This is a genomic window from Streptomyces sp. NBC_00510 (assembly GCA_036013505.1).
Lineage (GTDB): Bacteria > Actinomycetota > Actinomycetes > Streptomycetales > Streptomycetaceae > Actinacidiphila.
In genome coordinates, this window is the sequence record CP107851.1 from 7,108,128 (window position 1) to 7,124,015 (window position 15,888).

General features: G+C 72.4%; 13 protein-coding genes and 2 pseudogenes. 7 read left to right on the forward strand and 8 right to left on the reverse strand.

The annotated features are described in order from the left end of the window. Positions 1-38 precede the first annotated feature (38 nt). Complete coding sequence (locus OG937_32065) at positions 39-1,316, forward strand: MFS transporter (protein ID WUD76003.1); 1,278 nt, start codon at positions 39-41, stop codon at positions 1,314-1,316. 10 nt (positions 1,317-1,326) lie between these two features. Further along, complete coding sequence (dapD, locus tag OG937_32070) at positions 1,327-2,319, forward strand: 2,3,4,5-tetrahydropyridine-2,6-dicarboxylate N-succinyltransferase (protein ID WUD76004.1); 993 nt, start codon at positions 1,327-1,329, stop codon at positions 2,317-2,319. A 275-nt stretch (positions 2,320-2,594) separates the two neighbouring features. On the opposite strand, the gene OG937_32075 is transcribed toward dapD, so the two are convergent. The 3 genes and pseudogenes from OG937_32075 to OG937_32085 form a co-directional block, all read right to left on the reverse strand. Beyond that, complete coding sequence (locus tag OG937_32075; protein ID WUD76005.1) at positions 2,595-2,801, reverse strand: hypothetical protein; 207 nt, start codon at positions 2,799-2,801, stop codon at positions 2,595-2,597. A 994-nt stretch (positions 2,802-3,795) separates the two neighbouring features. Continuing rightward, on the reverse strand, positions 3,796-4,458 hold the full coding sequence (locus tag OG937_32080; GenBank protein WUD76006.1) for a Type 1 glutamine amidotransferase-like domain-containing protein: 663 nt from the start codon (positions 4,456-4,458) through the stop codon (positions 3,796-3,798). Between the two features lie 142 nt (positions 4,459-4,600). Further along, positions 4,601-4,852: pseudogene (locus OG937_32085) on the reverse strand (NUDIX hydrolase). A 7-nt stretch (positions 4,853-4,859) separates the two neighbouring features. On the opposite strand from OG937_32085, the pseudogene OG937_32090 reads away from it, so the two are divergent. Beyond that, positions 4,860-5,054, forward strand: a pseudogene (locus OG937_32090) (hypothetical protein). 98 nt (positions 5,055-5,152) lie between these two features. On the opposite strand, the gene OG937_32095 reads toward OG937_32090, so the two are convergent. Further along, positions 5,153-6,427: an MFS transporter gene (locus OG937_32095; protein ID WUD76007.1), complete on the reverse strand. Its 1,275-nt coding sequence runs from the start codon at positions 6,425-6,427 to the stop codon at positions 5,153-5,155. A gap of 375 nt (positions 6,428-6,802) precedes the next feature. On the opposite strand from OG937_32095, the gene OG937_32100 reads away from it, so the two are divergent. Next, the gene (locus OG937_32100) at positions 6,803-7,915 is read left to right on the forward strand and encodes a hypothetical protein (GenBank protein WUD76008.1); all 1,113 of its coding nucleotides are present in this window, start codon (positions 6,803-6,805) and stop codon (positions 7,913-7,915) included. 28 nt (positions 7,916-7,943) lie between these two features. On the opposite strand, the gene OG937_32105 is transcribed toward OG937_32100, so the two are convergent. Continuing rightward, positions 7,944-8,414: a GNAT family N-acetyltransferase gene (locus OG937_32105; protein ID WUD76009.1), complete on the reverse strand. Its 471-nt coding sequence runs from the start codon at positions 8,412-8,414 to the stop codon at positions 7,944-7,946. A 191-nt stretch (positions 8,415-8,605) separates the two neighbouring features. Here OG937_32105 and OG937_32110 point away from each other — a divergent pair, with 191 nt between their 5' ends. Next, the gene (locus tag OG937_32110; GenBank protein WUD76010.1) at positions 8,606-9,364 is read left to right on the forward strand and encodes a hypothetical protein; all 759 of its coding nucleotides are present in this window, start codon (positions 8,606-8,608) and stop codon (positions 9,362-9,364) included. Between the two features lie 17 nt (positions 9,365-9,381). On the opposite strand, the gene OG937_32115 is transcribed toward OG937_32110, so the two are convergent. Continuing rightward, positions 9,382-10,557, reverse strand: coding sequence for an aromatic ring-hydroxylating dioxygenase subunit alpha (locus OG937_32115; GenBank protein ID WUD76011.1), 1,176 nt, complete (start codon positions 10,555-10,557; stop codon positions 9,382-9,384). Positions 10,558-10,621: 64 nt separating this feature from the next. After that, a complete protein-coding gene (locus tag OG937_32120; GenBank protein ID WUD76012.1) occupies positions 10,622-12,349 on the reverse strand; it encodes a phospholipid carrier-dependent glycosyltransferase in 1,728 nt (575 codons plus the stop codon). A 43-nt stretch (positions 12,350-12,392) separates the two neighbouring features. On the opposite strand from OG937_32120, the gene OG937_32125 reads away from it, so the two are divergent. Then, positions 12,393-13,253 carry an alpha/beta hydrolase gene (locus tag OG937_32125; GenBank protein ID WUD76013.1) on the forward strand — a complete coding sequence of 287 codons (861 nt, stop codon included), beginning with the start codon at positions 12,393-12,395 and terminating at the stop codon, positions 13,251-13,253. Between the two features lie 24 nt (positions 13,254-13,277). Here OG937_32125 and OG937_32130 read toward each other — a convergent pair whose 3' ends face one another. Next, positions 13,278-13,865, reverse strand: coding sequence for a suppressor of fused domain protein (locus tag OG937_32130; protein ID WUD76014.1), 588 nt, complete (start codon positions 13,863-13,865; stop codon positions 13,278-13,280). A 352-nt stretch (positions 13,866-14,217) separates the two neighbouring features. On the opposite strand from OG937_32130, the gene OG937_32135 reads away from it, so the two are divergent. Beyond that, positions 14,218-15,747 (forward strand): hypothetical protein, encoded by a 1,530-nt coding sequence (locus OG937_32135; protein ID WUD76015.1) that lies wholly within the window; start codon positions 14,218-14,220, stop codon positions 15,745-15,747. Positions 15,748-15,888 lie beyond the last annotated feature (141 nt).

Sequence of the window (15,888 nt, forward strand, 5' to 3'; positions counted from 1 at the left end):
CCAAAAGGAACTCGCTGGGCGGAGGAGGGGGTGCGGGCATGCGCGAGGTGCCCAGGGTCGTCTGGTTGCTGGCCGCCGGGGTCTTCACGAACGCGGTCGTGAGCTTCACGTTCGTCTACCTCTTCGTCTGGCTGACCTCGGTACGGGGCCTGCCCGTTCCGGAGGCCGGGCTGATCGCCGGCACGGGCGGGGTGGGCCTGGTCGCCGGCAACTTCACCGGTGGCTGGTTCGGCGACCACCTCGGGCACCGCCGCGTGCTGCTCGCCGGGTCCGTCATCTCCGGGGCCGGACTCGTCCTGCTGCCCGCCCTGCCCACCGCCGCGCTGCTGCCCGTCCTGCTGCTCGCGCAGTACGCGGCCGGCACCGTGCGGGCCGCCAACTCCGCGCTCGTCGCCGTCTCCGTCCCCGAGGGCGCGCGCCGCCAGGGCTTCGCCGTGCTGCGCTTCGCCTCCAACGCGGGCTTCACCGTGGGGCCGCCGCTCGGCGCGCTCCTGGCCGCCCGCACCTCGTACACCTGGCTCTTCGTCGCCGACGGCCTCGGCACGCTACTCTTCGCCGGCTACGCCGCCCGCGCGCTGCCCGCCCAGGGCGCCCGCCGGGCCGCCCGTGCCGTCCGCGCCGCCGGCGCCGACGGGTTGTGGGCGGCGCTGCGCGCCCGGCCCGCCGTCGTGGTGCTGCTGGCGACGGTCCTGGTCACCGACACCGTCTACCGGCAGCAGTACTCCACCCTGCCCGTCTGGCTCGCCGACCACGGCATCGGCACCGCCGCGTACGGCCTGCTGATCGCCGTCAACGGAGGCGTCATCCTCTGCCTGGAGATCCCGGCCACCGTCGCCCTGCGCCGCCGCCCGCCGCTGCCGATCATCGGCACCGGGCTCGTCCTCGTCGGCGCCGGCTACGCCGCCCTGGCCGGCGGCCCGTACATCGCCGCCGCGGTCACGATGATGCTGCTCCTCACGGCGGGGGAGATCCTCTACAAGACCACCGCCACCGCCTACGTGGCAGACAGCGCCCCCGACCACCTGCAGGGCCGCTTCCAGTCCCTGTACGCCGGGGCCTCCGTCAGCGGCACCGTCCTCGCCCCGCCCCTCGGCGGCGCCCTGTACGACGCCGCGCCCGGCGCGCTGTGGCCGGTCTGCGCGGTGCTGGCCGCGCTCAGCGGGGCGGTGCTGCTGGCGGCCGCCGCACGGTGGTGGCGCGGCTCCGGGAGCGTCGACGCGGGTGCGCGGGACGCCGGATCCGCCGGGGCCGAGGCGGGCGGGCGCCGGCGTTCCGGATTTCGGGCCGGTTGGGCAAGTGCGGGACGCAACGACTAGCGTTCGACACATGACTGAAACGACCGCCACCTCTCGCGCCACCGGTGCCGTTGCCGCAGGCCTCGCCACGATCGCCGCCGACGGCACCGTCCTCGACACCTGGTTCCCCGCGCCCGAGCTCGTGGCGGCGCCCGGCCCCGCCGGGACCGAACGGCTCTCCGCCGAGCAGGCCGCCGAGCTGCTGGGAGACGCCGCGCCCAAGGCCCTGGGGCCGGACCCGCGCCGCGGCGTCGAGGTCGTCGCCGTACGCACCGTCATCGCCTCGACCGACGACAAGCCGCTCGACGCGCACGACGCCTACCTGCGGCTGCACCTGCTGAGCCACCGCCTGGTGAAGCCCAACGGCCAGAACCTGGACGGCATCTTCGGCCTCCTGGCCAACGTCGTCTGGACCTCCATCGGGCCCGTCCCCGTCGGCGACATCGAGCGCGCCCGCCTCGCCGCCCGCGCCGAGGGGCTGCACCTGGCGGTCTACGGCGTGGACAAGTTCCCGCGCATGACGGACTACGTCGTCCCCGCCGGCGTCCGCATCGCCGACGCCGACCGCGTCCGCCTCGGCGCGCACCTCGCGTCCGGCACCACCGTGATGCACGAGGGCTTCTGCAACTTCAACGCCGGCACGCTGGGCACCTCCATGGTCGAGGGCCGCATCAGCCAGGGCGTCATCGTCGGCGACGGCTCCGACATCGGCGGCGGCGCCTCGATCATGGGCACCCTCTCCGGCGGCGGCAAGACCGTCGTCTCCATCGGCGAGCGCTGCCTCCTCGGCGCCGAGGCCGGCATCGGCATCTCCCTGGGCGACGACTGCGTCGTCGAGGCCGGCCTCTACGTCACGGCGGGCACCCGGGTCTCCCTCCCCGACGAGACCATCGTCAAGGCCAAGGAGCTCTCCGGCGCCAACAACCTCCTCTTCCGCCGCAACTCCATCACCGGCGCGGTCGAGGTCCTCCAGCGCACGGGCTCGTGGGGCGGGCTGAACGAGATCCTGCACAGCCACAACTGACCGCCGGCGGCCGTGACCCGCGGCCGTCCTGTCGATCAACGTCCTGATCTGCTGCTGAGCTGTCGGCAGTTGTCGACGTTGGCCATCGTTGGTCATCGCTGAGCGCCCTTCCACGGCCCGAGGACGGCCCGGGAGGGCGCTCGTGCATGAGCCCCGCTTCAGGAGTTCGATCCGGGCCGCCATGCCCGACGGGTCGGCACGGTCCCTGCGACTCTCCCGGCCACGCTCGCGCGGGAGCGCCCCGCAGCGCGTGGCTGCGGGGCGCATAGTGGGGTCTAGTCGACCATCTGCCCGTCGTACGTACCGCCCTTGCAGGTGTTGGTCGCCCAATCGACCGTTCCGCCGCCCTGCTCGCACTCACCTGGGGTGGGGCTGGCGGTGGTGGCGGCGGTTGCAGCGGTGGCGGTGGCGGCGCCGGTGAGGCCGAGTCCGGTGAGGGCTGCCGTGGCGATGACGGCGGCGAGGATTCGTCGAATGCGCATGTGGTTCCCCTTTCACGCATTGCCTCGGTTCGGACACTAGTCAGCTTGATCTTCACCCAAGTGGGTGGCACGTCATGTTGCGCCATTCGGGTGACAGCGCTGTCGGGTGCGGGGCCGGTGACGCGACCCGTCATACAGGCCCTTGTGGGCGGTGCTGCGTGTGGCCACCTCGCGGTCCCGTTCTTGGGATATCGCCGGTCCACGGGCCGCACATGGATGAACTGAACAAGTTCAGTTGAGGACTCACGGGGAGAAGTCCGGGCTGCCTGCGATGTGGCGGCCTGGGCCCGGGCTACCGCCCGCGCCATGTAGCCCCGCACGGTTGGTACCGGTGGGACGAGCGGCGGATGACCCGACGGGATCACCGCAGGCCACACGACTGGACCTGGCGCCGCCACGTAAGTGGGATCCGCCCCTGACCGGCAAGTCTGGTTGGGGGCCGTTCTCGTTAGGCCCTACTGCCTGTCACTGTGGTTCCCCGCCGTTCCCCGCTCGTTCTGGCACCCTTGAGGCACGACACGTGATCATGGTCACGTGATTGACGGAGCGACTTTGGCCGGGAGCCGCTTTTGGGGGCTCGCCCCAAAGTGGCTGGCTAAAGTTGCGGAGTCGATCACCCCAGCCATCCACGCTCCCACCATCCACGGCCCGCAGGGTCCGGCGGAGCTCCCAGCCGTCGCGCACCTGCCTTTGGATCAAAGCGTCGTTTGGGTCCGTGGCGGAACCTGCGTACGGCCCCGCGGGCAGTGCTGCATCCCTAGGTCGGGCCTGGCGGTGTGGGTCCTGGGTGGGGAATCAAGCTCGGTCCGGTGAGTCGGCCCTTGGTGGGTCGGTGTGTGATGCGTGATCATCCCGGGGCCGTGCTGGTGGAGTTGAGCGTGGTCGAGCAGCGGTATCACGCGGTCATGGAGGTGACCGCGGGCGCCCCGGTGGTCGAGGTCGCGGCACGTTATGGGGTCTCGCGGAACGACGCGACGTCACGACTGTCGGGCGTCTATGACCCGAATTTCGTCCATTGCCCTTCGGAGACCACCTCGACGGAGCCGTCGACGACCTTGATGGCCGTCTGTTCGTCGATGGCGTAGGCCGGGACGCCGATGTCGGCGGCCCACCGCTCCGCGTCAGCCAGGGTGTTCGTTGGGAAAGCGTCCAGGTGCGGGAAGATTGAGAAGTCGACGACTCCCAGAGTGCGGTCGTCCGGCGCGGACGGCCACTCGACGAAGTACGCTCCGATCCGGGGCGTCATCACCATGCTTCCGGCACTCACTCCCACCCAGACCGTGTCGGGCAGCGAAGGCAGCAGATCGGTCAGCCCGGACTCCCGCATCCAGTGGCACAGGTACGTCGCGTCGCCGCCGTCGACCAGGAGCACGTCGGCCTCCCGGATCCAGGGGACCCATCGTTCTGCGCCGATGCTGGGCAGTGCGGTGAGTTCGAGGACGCCGAGTGACGCCCAGCCGAGGCCGGTCAGGTATTGCCACGTGGGCTGGGCGGCTAGGAGGCCCCGCACCGATGTCGGCCCGCACATCGGGTGACCCCATTGTGCTGTCGGGATGCAGAGGGCGTGGCACTCGGCGATCGGCTTGCCGAGAAGTTTTACGAGCGCCGTGTGGATGCTTGGGTTCGTGACGCCGCCTGACGTAAGCAAGAGCTTCAAGGTGCCTCCAAATTCGCGTGCAGAAGGTGGATGTACCTGAAGACCCGAGAGCGTGCTGGAACTCATCGCAGTTCGGGCGACCTTTTCAGAGGTCCTTCAGGTCGCCGGGGCTCTCGGCTCATCCTCCGGCTGCGATCGATATTCATTGGACCGCGGTAAGGCGCTTGCCGTCGTGACTACGGACATGCGGGCCGGCACTGTCCAGGGCGTCCAGGAGCCGAACCGCGAAGACCTCGGACATGCGCGCCGAGACCTCCTCGGGCGTGAGCCAGTCGACGGCTGTGGGCTCGTCGGAGGAGCCTTCGGTGCCGCCGGAGGGCTTGCAGCGGAAGACCAAGGCGACGATGCCGCGGGTGGTGTTCTTGTAGACCCCAGTGATCGTCTCGGCCTGCATCGCCCTCGGACGCGAGAACGGCGTGCACGCCCTTCGGCACTTCCATGCCTCCGTGCTCCTGGATGCGGGGGAGAGCAGCAAGGCGCTGAACGAGCAACTCGGTCACCATGATCCGAGCTTCACCCTCCGCACGCACACCCACCTGATGCGGAGCAGCGAGGCGCGCACCCGCCCGCGGTCGACCGCGTCCTCCGGGCCGTGAACCGGCGGCGGCCTTGGCCGACGTGATGAGCGCCCTCCCACGGGAGGGCGCTCGCGCGTTGAGGGACCTGTGCCTCGTATGCGTCAGATCGCCTCGCCCTAGGCGACCTTGGCGCCGGTCTTCCCCATCGGCTGCTCGCCGACGTGCGTGTTCTCGGCGACGAACACCGCCCGTACGGGGCCGAAGAGCCACAGCGAGATCGCCGCGAGTTCCGCGACCCCCAGGACGGTGAAGAACATGCCGTCGGAATCGACCGCTGTGGTCCACCAGTCGTAGGAAAGTCCACCGATGATCACCGCGACCGGGTAGGCGCCCTGGGATATCAGGCGACGGCAGCCGCTGACGACGCCGAGCGCGTCGCCGGGTGACTGGCGCTGCCAGATCGCGGTCATCGGGCCGCCGGTGAGCTGCAGCCCCGCGTTGCGGCCGAAACTCCCCAGGTACCAGAGCCAGTGGGCACCCGGTACGACGAGCAGGATGCGGCCGGCCACGGCGGCGGTGGCCTGTGCGACGGGCAGGAGGACATCGGCGCGATGCGGCCGTTTGCGCAGCGTCATGTACAGGGCGCCGGAGACCAACCCCGCTCCGCCGAACGCGGAGTACGACCCCCAGCCGACACTCCCGGCGTGTCGGGTCACATAGGCCACCAGCCCGGCCGCCGAAAGGCCGTTGAAGAAGTTCAGGGCGCTGTAGGACAGCTGCAGCCGGCGCAGGCCGCGATGCGCCCAGATGAACCGGAAACCGGCCGCGACATGCGCGAACGGAGACTGCCGCGGCCCCCGTTCGACCACAGGCAACCTCCGGGCCGGCACCGCCATCAGGGAGAAGGACAGCAGCAGCCCGGTGAGACTGGTTCCCAGCACGATGTCCGGCCCGGAGACCGCGTAGGTCCATGCGCCGATCGCCGGTGCCAGGATCTGCGGAACGCTCTGCACCAGGTAGACGAGCGAGTTGGACCGAACCAGGTCGACATCGCTCGCCAGGTGCCTCACCACACTGACGATGAGCGACTGCGCCACGCTGTCGGCGAGGGCCTGCACGACGAAGACGACGCCGATCAGGACGAAGTCGATCTGGTCGTCGCGCACGATGAAGAACAGCGCGGCCACCGTCGCGGCCAGCACTGCGTTGGACCCGAGCAGAACGTGCCGTTGATGGAAGCGATCGACGATGACACCCGCGAACGGGGCGAAGAAGACGCTCGTGAACGTGCGCACTGCCAGAAGGACCGCGAGCGTGGCGGCCTCGCCGGTCTTCGTCGTGACGGTGAGTGTGACGGCGATCGACGCCATTCCCGCACCCAGCAGATTCAGGAATTCGGACACGAGTATCGTGAGGAAGGCCGCCCGCTTGACAGCGGCGGTAGAGCGCATCACGTGCTGGCCTCCAGGGTGCCTGCAGTGCCCGGCCAAGGCCGGGCCGGGTCTGTCAACGACGGTCATTCAGGGCATGACGGGGTCAACCTGCGCCGCCGCCGGTCAGTGATGGTTCCGGGACTGAGGGATCTCGCCGGTGCTGTACCGCGCGCTCGTGGGGGACCGGCACCGAGTGGGGAGACGGGCTCAAGCGAAGTCCGGGAGCGTATCAGGCACGGCCAGGACCGTAACGGCCAGGCTGAACCGGCGCCCACTGCCTCGGCACACGTCACCAACAGACGGTGTGGTCACCAGCATTGAGGTGCGGGAACCGCCGGCAGCGGACCAGCGCCGTGAGCCTGGTGGCGGTCGTCGCCCGAATATCCTTCCGGGGTGACGCCGACCCCCCTGACACATGTCGACGAGGACGCGGCCCTCGGTCTTGCAGGGCCGGGTGGTGACGTGTTCCGCGTGCCCGGGGGGACCGTCGTGGTCGGACCCCTGTCGGTGGTGATCGTCGCGGACCCCGGGGACGACCCGGACGTCAGCGGGGTGTGGAACGACCGGGAGTTCCGGCTGGTCGGCCCCGCACCGGCCCCCGTCGCGTCACGGCTCATGGGGCCGCTGCCGTTCACCACTGCCGGGAGGCCACCGGAGCCGCTCGTGCACCTCTTCGTCCGGCTCGACGGCGGCTGTCTCCACCTCGGCCTCCTGAGGGCATCGATGTGTGAGGCGGACGGTGACGACGTGCTCGTCCACTGCCGGTTCCAGATCAGTCCGCCCCTGAGCCGGGACGTCCTCGACCGGGTCCGGCCGCCGGTCGCACCGCCCCCTCTCCCCGGCGTGGACTGGCTCGGCGACGTGCGGACGGCGCCCGGCCGGGCCCTTGAGTCCTTTCTGACCGGCTGGTACCCGGTGACCGCCCCGCGGGGGGCGGTCACCGACGTGCCCGGTTCGATCCCGGGGGCACTGGCCGACTTCTACCGTCTGGCCGCGCAGCGCCCTGCCGTCCTCGGCAGGCACAGCCGGATCAGGCCGCTCGACGAACTACGGACGGACAGCACCGCGGATCGCCTCGTCTTCGGTGTCGAGTGCCAGGGCTGCTGGGACTGGTCGATCCCCTGGGAGCCGGGCGCCACCGACACCGATCCCATTGTGTGGTTCGAGGACAGCCACCCTGTGCCCGAGCAGGAACGGCTGAGCGGATTCCTCCTGCAGTTCTCCCTTGCGGAGGCCGCGCTCGGCGCCGTTTATCAGGCTTGGTGTGACGACCTTCCCCGGCATCTGCTTCCCGTGCTCGAAAGCCGGCTGGTGCGCGTGCCACTGCGGCCGTTCCTGTCGCCCGCCGACGCGCCGACGGACTTCCTGGTCGGCCCTGGTCTCGTCGCCCCGGTCAGCCCCAGCGGGGACGAAGGAAAGCTCGACGTCTGGGTCGGCGCCCAGCACCGCGGCGCACTGCACCCGCTCGGACTGCTCGACATCCCGTGGCGGCGTTTCGACGGGTGACCGATGCGTTCACGCGCCCGCGCGGCGCTCAGCCGGGAGGGAGGGCGAGCCGCAGGACGATCTCGCCGTCGTCGATCTCACCGGTCGGCTCGAAGCCGAACTTGCGGTAGAAGGGCCACGGTTCGCCGTCGCCGGGCTCGTAGCTGGTCAGCAGCTCGGTGGCGCCGTCCGCGCGGACCAGGTCGGCGATCTGGGTGAGCACCTCCCGGCCGATGCCGTGCCCTTGGTGGCGCTTGTCGATGAGGAGGCGCCAGATGAAGTGGCGTCCCTGGTAGGGGCCGGCCGGCGGTTTCCACGACAGCATCACAAAGCCGACCGGCTCGTCGCCGCGGTACACGGCGCGGTACCAGGGGTTGGCGTCCGGCATCTTCGCCGCCTGCTTCAGCGACAGGGACACGGACGCCACGAACTGCTTCTGCTTGTGCCGGACGCGGAGGGCGCGGACGGCCTCGCGGTTGTCGTCGGTGATCTCCCGGAGGTGCACGCCTGGGGACGTCATGCCACACCCTTTCCCCGTGCGTACGCGTAGCCGGGGACGCCGGGTCGCACGTCCTCGCAGCGTATGCGGCCCGGGGCGTCCGGAGCGGGACTGGCGCGCCGGGCGCGGGGCCCCCGCACGCGAGTGGCGGCTGTTAGAGTCCGGGCCCTGCCGGTTCCCGACACCGTTCGATCGGATCGCGAAGGAAAGCCATGGTCGAATTGGTACGAACCCTGGTCGAGGCACTCGTGCAAGGGCTGCCGGGACTGAGGGCGATCCGCGAGGAGAAGCGGCGCCGCAAACTCGGCGCGGAGCTGTTCATCCTCTACGTGCGGCTCAACGAGGCGATGCTGGAGGCGGAAGGCATCGTCAGGAACCTTGAGGGCTACGCGGAGCGAATGGGCCGGCACCTCGAGCACGGTGACGACGCGTACGCGCTCGGCGCGGGGGACTGGGTCGCCCGGGGTGTGCAGAGGCAGATCGTGAACCTCGCGCGGATCTCCGGCCTGATGGGTGACCACGGTGTGGCGCTGCAGATCATCGACCCCGAGGCCTACAACCGGCTCCAGCCGCTGCTCAGCGGCAAGTTCAACGCCCTGCAGGTGCTCCTCGCCATCATGGGCTCCGGAGCCCTGCCGCTCGCCCCGACGCAGGAGGACCTCGCGAGGGCGATGGACGTCGGTCATCCCGGCAGCAGGGAGGGGCAGCGCCGGATGATGGCCAACCTGGAGGAGTTCGCGCCCCGGTGGCGTGACACCGCGCTCGCCACGTCGTCCCCATGGGGACCGTCGACGTACGAATCCGTCGTCCGGTACCTGCGGGAGCGCGAGCCGCGCGAGCAGCTGTCCGAGATCCGCGCCGCCCTGGAGTCGCTGCGGACGGCCCTCGAAAAGCACTTCACGATCTCCGACGTACTGCTGGAGGTCGGGGACGCGCGCATGGGGTCGCGGAGCGGCAGCTTCGTGGAGTGACCCGCCCGGGCGGCCGACTAGGCGGGGTCGAGCGGTTCCCACGGGGGCGTGCCGCGGTAGGCGCGGCCGACCATCGTGACCCAGCGGTGGACCGCGTCCTCGTTGGGGGCGAAGGGGCCGGGGCGGAAGTGCGGGGAGGCCAGGCCGCGCTGCACCGACTCGCAGGCGGCCCAGTCCTGGCGGTTCGTGCGGTCCCAGAACTCCACGGCGTACGAGGCGTCGGCCACGCCCTCGGGTACGTACCAGGTGCAGGTGACCCGGGTGCGGTCCGGGGCTTCCGGGACGAGCAGATGGGTCATCACGTAGTCGGGGTGCAGGGAGAGCAGCAGGTTCGGGAAGAGGCCGAGGTACAGCACGCGGCGCCGGTCCGTGCCGTCGATGAAGGTCCCCCGGGAACGGCCGGTCAGGGACATCGTCTCCGCGCCGTCCCGCAGGTCCATCGCGCCGCCCACCCATGCGCCGGGGAGGTCGTAGTTGTCGCCGCTGGTCGGCGGGGACACGGCGCACAGCTCGGGGTGGATCAGCGGGCAGTGGTAGCACTCGTGGTAGTTCTCGGCGATCACCTTCCAGTTCGCGCGGACCGTGTACGCGTGCCGCTCGGCGGCCTTCAGCTCCCCGGGGGCGTACGGGTCGACCAGCGGGCCCATCCCGCCGAGGTGCTCGGCGAACGGGGCCGCGTCGCCGGTCGCGTTGGCCATGACCCAGCCGTGCCACTCGACGGCGGGCAGTTCGGCCAGCCCGTGGTCCCGGCGCTCGAAGGAGGGCACGTCCTGGAAGCCGGGCGCCCTGCGCAACGCGCCGTCCAGGCCGTACGCCCAGGCGTGGTAGGGGCACGGGACGATCTCCCGGGTGCCCGTGCCGCCCTCGGGTAGGAGTTCGTGGGCGCGGTGCCGGCAGGTGTTGGCGAACGCGCGGACGGCGCCGTCGTCCCCGGGGCGCGTGAGCAGGACCGGGACGTCGCCCACGACCAGGGCGCGCTGCGTGACGGCGGCCCCGTCCGGCCCCGTGAACAGGTCGTCGGCGCGACCGAGGCAGCACCAGGTGCCGGCGAACAGGTGCCGCCGCTCCCAGTCGAGGACGGCGGCCGAGGTGTACGCCTCGCCGGGCAGCATCGTCGAGGTTCCGAACGGCCGCAGCGCGCGGTCCAGTTCACCGGGCGGGACGGGGGCCTCGGGGAAGACGGGACGTGCCATCGCACACCTCCGGACGGGGCTGCCTGGACGGGCGGGCATGGTATCCCGGCCCCGGGCGGCCGGGTCAGATCCAGGTGTTCAGCCACATCCGGGCGTGCCAGTCGTCGTACGGGATCGTCCGCCCGGTGTAGATCGGGAAGAAGTAGATGAAGTTCCAGACGATCAGCAGGACGAGGACGCCCCCGGCCACCGCCCCGTAGGTGCGTCGGCGTTCGTCGGCGCCGGGCCGGCCGAGGAGCGCGCCGAGCGCCATGGCGAGGGCCAGGCAGAGGTAGGGGAGGAAGACGACGGCGTAGAAGGAGAAGATGGTGCGGTTCTGGTAGTGGAACCACGGGAGGTAGCCCGCGGCGACCGCGCACAGGACGGCGCCGGCGCGCCAGTCACGGCGCAGCGCCCAGCGGTAGAGCAGGTAGACGAGGGCGAAGCAGGCCGCCCACCACAGCAGCGGCGTGCCGAGGGCGAGGATCTCCCGCGAGCAGCTGGCGGCGCCGCAGCCGTCCTGCCCCGGCTTGGGGGACTCGTAGAAGAAGGACACCGGACGGCCCAGCACCAGCCAGCTCCACGGGTTGGACTGGTACGGGTGCGGGTCCTCCAGGCCGACGTTGAACTGGTAGACCCCGTACTCGTAGTGCCACAGGCTGCGCAGCGGCGCCGGGATCCACGACCACGTGCCGCCGCGCCCGTCGGCCCAGTCCCGGCCGTAGCCGTCGTCGCTGAGGAACCAGCCGCTCCAGGTCACCAGGTACGTGACCAGGGCGACCGGGACGAGGGACAGGAAGGACCAGCCGAGGTCGCGGCGGAGCACCGCGCGGCGGGGGCGGCGGGCCCCGGCCAGACGGCGGGCGCCGACGTCCCAGAGCACGGTCATCAGCAGGAAGAACGCCAGGTAGTACAGGCCGTTCCACTTGACGGCGGAGGCCAGGCCCAGGAGCGCGCCGGCCGCGAGCCGCCAGGGACGCGGGCCGGTTCCCGCGCGGGCGCCGGTGACCGCGTCGGGCCCGGCGAAGCCGTCGGGGCCCACCGGGAGGGCCGCCGCGAGCCGGGCCCGCGCGCGGTCGCGGTCGATCAGCAGGCAGCCGAACGCCGCCAGCACGAAGAACATGACGACCACGTCGAGGAGGGCGACCCGGCTCATCACGAAGTGCAGCCCGTCCACCGCCATCAGGCCGCCCGCGAGGCAGCCCAGTGCCGTGGAGCGGAACAGCCGGCGGCCGATGCGGCACAGCATCAGCACCGACAGCGTGCCGAGCACGGCCGCCATGAAGCGCCAGCCGAGCGGGTTCAGGCCGAACATCCACTCGCCGAGGGCGATCACCCACTTGCCCATCGGCGGGTGCGCCATGAAGTGGCCGGTCTCGGAGAGCGGGATGACCTGGGGGTCCCCCAGGATCTGCGGGTCGGAGACCTTGCGGTCGGGCCAGGTGCCCTCGTAGCCGAGCCGGAGCAGGGACCAGGCGTCCTTGGCGTAGAACGTCTCGTCGAAGACGATGGCGCGCGGGCTGCCGAGGTTCACGAAGCGCAGCACGCCGGCGAGGACGGCGACCAGGACGGGGCCGAGCCAGCCCATGGCCCGTGCGGCGCGGTGCGCCAGCGCCGGACCCAGGCCCAGGGCCTGCCATATCCGGGTGCCCGGTTCGGGGAAGGGCGGGACCAGCCGCTCGCGCGTGTCGGTCCGGGGGCGTGGGCTGTGGCCGAACCGGCGCAGTCGCAGCGGCCAGTCGGCGGCGGTCGCCGCCCGGGGGTCGCCGGCGGCGTCTTCGGTGCGGTCCGGCGTAGCGGTGTCCGTCGTCACCCGGCCATCCTAGGGACGTTGTCGGATCGTCATACTGGCCCCCGTGTTCGAGGAGATGCTGGTGCCGGTCTCACACGACCCGGCGGTGGAGTTGTTCGTCGCCCGGGCCGGCCGTCCGTCCGGCCCGCCGCTGCTGGTGGTGCACGGCGGACCCGACTGGGACCACACGTACCTGCGTCGGCCCCTGGACCGGCTCGCCGGGCACCGCCGGATCGTCCTCCCGGACCTGCGCGGCTGCGGGCGCTCCACGCGCGGGCTCGCCGACGGCCACTACACGCCGGACGCGGCCACCGCCGACCTCGTGCGGCTGCTGGACGCCCTGGGGATCGGGCGGACGGACGTCCTCGGCTTCTCGTACGGAGGGCTGATCGCGCAGCGCCTCGCCCTGGCCGCGCCCGGGCGTGTACGACGCCTGGTGATCGCGTCGAGCAGCGTCCTGCCGGTGCCGCCGGACGCCTTCGACGGCTGGCGGGAGCGCGAGGAGCGGCTGGCGGCCGAGGCCGCGGTGTGGTCCGACCCCTCGCTGTCCGGAGCGGCCCTCACGCGTGCGGCCGCCGTGGCCTCCGCACGGGCGAACGTGTGGCGGGAGGAGGCCCTGCCGGGTTACCTCGACGTCCTGCGCGGCGTCCGCTTCACCGCGGAATGGCTGCGCCCCTGGCAGGCCGGGACGCTGCCGGGGCCGCGCCGCCCCGGCGACCCCGGGCGGCTCGCGGCGCTCGGCGTGCCCGTGCTGCTGCTGCACGGACGGCAGGACATGACCTTCCCGGTCGGTCTGGTCGCACCCACGCTGCGGCTCCTGCCGTCCGCTCGGGCCGCGGTGATCGAGGAGGCGGGGCACATGGCCCACGTCGACCGGCCCGACGCCTGGCTGGAGGCACTGGAGGACTTCCTCTCGCGGGACTGACCACGGCAGGCGGAGCGAGCCGGCTCAGACGACCGGTGCCCGATGCAGGGCCGGCGGAAGGATCCCCGCGTCGTCGAAGCGCCGCTCCAGGGCCTCGGTGCCGTGCTCGCGGCGGAAGGCGATCTCGGACGCGGTCACCGGCAGCAGCCACAGCAGCCGGGCGTGGCCGCCCGGCAGCCGGCACACCTCCAGATCGGGGCCGTGCAGGTACGGGAGGTTGACCAGGATGTGGTCGCAGGCCGAACCGGGGACCCAGGGCCCGCCGACCGGCAGGCTGTGGCCCACGTCGAGCGGATGCGGCCGGGGACCGCGGTGGTAGTGGGCGGTCATGGCGATCAGGTCGGCGAAGCGGGGGTCGCGGACCGGGGCGGTCAGGACGAACTCGAGGCGGTGGCCGTCGCGGTCGGCCCGTGACCCGCGACCGGCCGTGACGTAGGTCCAGTAGTCGCCCCGGGGGCCCGGGCCCACCTCGAGGACCCGCAGGCCGGGGACCGTGCCGCGCCGTCCGTCGCCCAGGTCGTGGTCGGCCGTGCCCACCGGGTGGCCCGCGAAGAAGGTCCGCACGTGCCGGTCGAGCGCCTCCTGCGCCGGGTCCGCCCCGCTCGTCGTCATGGCGGGGATCATGTCAGGTGCCCGGCGGCCCGCCCCCGCCCCACCGCGCGGGGCGCGAGGGGCCCGCCGTACGCCCTGCAGCGCACCGGTGCGCGCCGTGTGGCGCGGGCTCCGGGACGTGCGCACCGGTGCCCGGCCACGGCGGTGGGGCGGAAGTGACACCGCTGACGGGTGGAGCCGCCGTGGTCGTCCTCCGGGGTCCGCCGACGCGCGCCAATGCCGACGCCCCGCGCGTCCGTTGCGGTAACGACGGGTGACGGGAAGCCGAAGCGCACCCGCCGGGCGCCCGCACGTCTAGGCTGGTGCTGCGCGCTCACGCGCCCCCCGACACCGCTGCATTGGAGATCCCGCCATGGCCGCTGACCGCCTCGACCTGCCGCCGGTGAGGCTGCTGCCCGAGGAGGAGCTGGCGCGGCTCGCACTCGCCGTACCGCTCCTCGACCGCGCGGTACGGCTGGCACGCTGGTGCGCGCCGCACGTGACCGTGGACGCGATGGGGGAGCTGACCGCCGAGGACGTCCCGCGCGCGGTCCGAGAGCTGGGCCTGGAGGAGCAGCCGGACGGCCCGGCGGAGACGACCCAGGCCTGGGGCGTGGCCGTGGACGCGGGCCTCGTCGACCTGGACATCGCGGACACCGCGGACGAGGACGAGGAGGGCGGCGCCCCGAGCGTGGCCCTGGACGAGCCCGCGGGGCGCGCCGTGCCCGGCGAGGCGCTGACCCGGCTGGACGCGGGCGAGCCCCGCGAGGTGCTGGAGCTGTGGCTCGCCGCACTGGACACGGCGCTGGCCGAGGCCGCGACCCCCGACCTGGACGGCCTGATGGAGGAACTGGGCCCGGACGGGGAGGTCGACCTGAGCACCCTGGACTGGGACCCGGAGGAGGAGGCCGAGTTCCTCGACGGCGCGCTCGCCAACCTCTACCTCTTCACCGTCATGGAGGACTCCGGCGGCGACGCCAAGGACGCCGTGCCGCTGCCGGTCCTGGCCGCCTCCCTCGTCGTCCCCGAGGACGTGGAGGAGCCGAGCGACGCCCTGCTGGAGGACGTCACCGAGGTGATGATGCGCCTCGACGAGCACTTCCGGCTGCTCACGACCACCGGGCTGCTGGAGTACCAGCCGCTGGACGAGGCGCTGATCGAGGAGGCCGAGTCCGAGGACGCCGGCCCCGCCGAGGGGACGGTGGCCTTCCCGCAGGAGATCGGGCCCGAGGAGGTCTCCCGGTACGGCCTGGTGCGGCTGACCCCGCTCGGCGTGTACGGCGTGCGGTCCCGGATGGTCGAGGCCGGCCTGCACGCCCCGGTCGCCGGCGACCTGGCCGGGGAGCCCGCCGCCGCCCTCCTGGAGGCGCTGTTCCGGTACCCGGACCAGATCGCCCGCCGGGAGGCCGACGCGTGGCTCGGCAACCGCAAGCCGTACGACGCGGCCCGTGAGCTGCTGGAGGCGGCGCGCGGCGAGGACCGCAACGCGCCCGGCCGCCGGCTGGTCGCCCAGCAGACCCTGAGCCTGCTCGGCGACGAGGCCGAGCCGGCCCTGCGCGAGGTCCTGGCCGACCGCCAGCTCGGCGGACTGGCCCGGGTCTGGCTGACCGAACGCGAGGCGGCGGACGTCCCCACGCCCGACGAGGACATGATCTTCTGGCTCACCGTCGACACCATCGCCGCCCAGCTCGACGCCGACGACGACCCCGAGTTGCTGCGCGAGCTGGTCACCGACCTCGTCGCCCGGCACGACGGGTTCTTCACCGCGGCCTGGCGGGTGGACCACCCGGCGACCGCCGACGTCCTGGAGGCCATGGGCCGCATCCACCCCGACAAGCGGCTGGCCAAGGAGGCGCGCAAGGCCGCGTTCAAGGCCCGTTCGGCGGGACCCACGGCGCCCTGAGCCGCCTGCCGCGGCGCGGAACGGGTTGCGGAACGGGGCGCGGAGGAGGCCCGAACGCCTCAGGGAATGGGCGTCGGAATGTCCCGCTCAGTTCAACTGCCGTTCGCCGCGGGGCGGGAGCGTGACTGCGGCAGAGCAGTG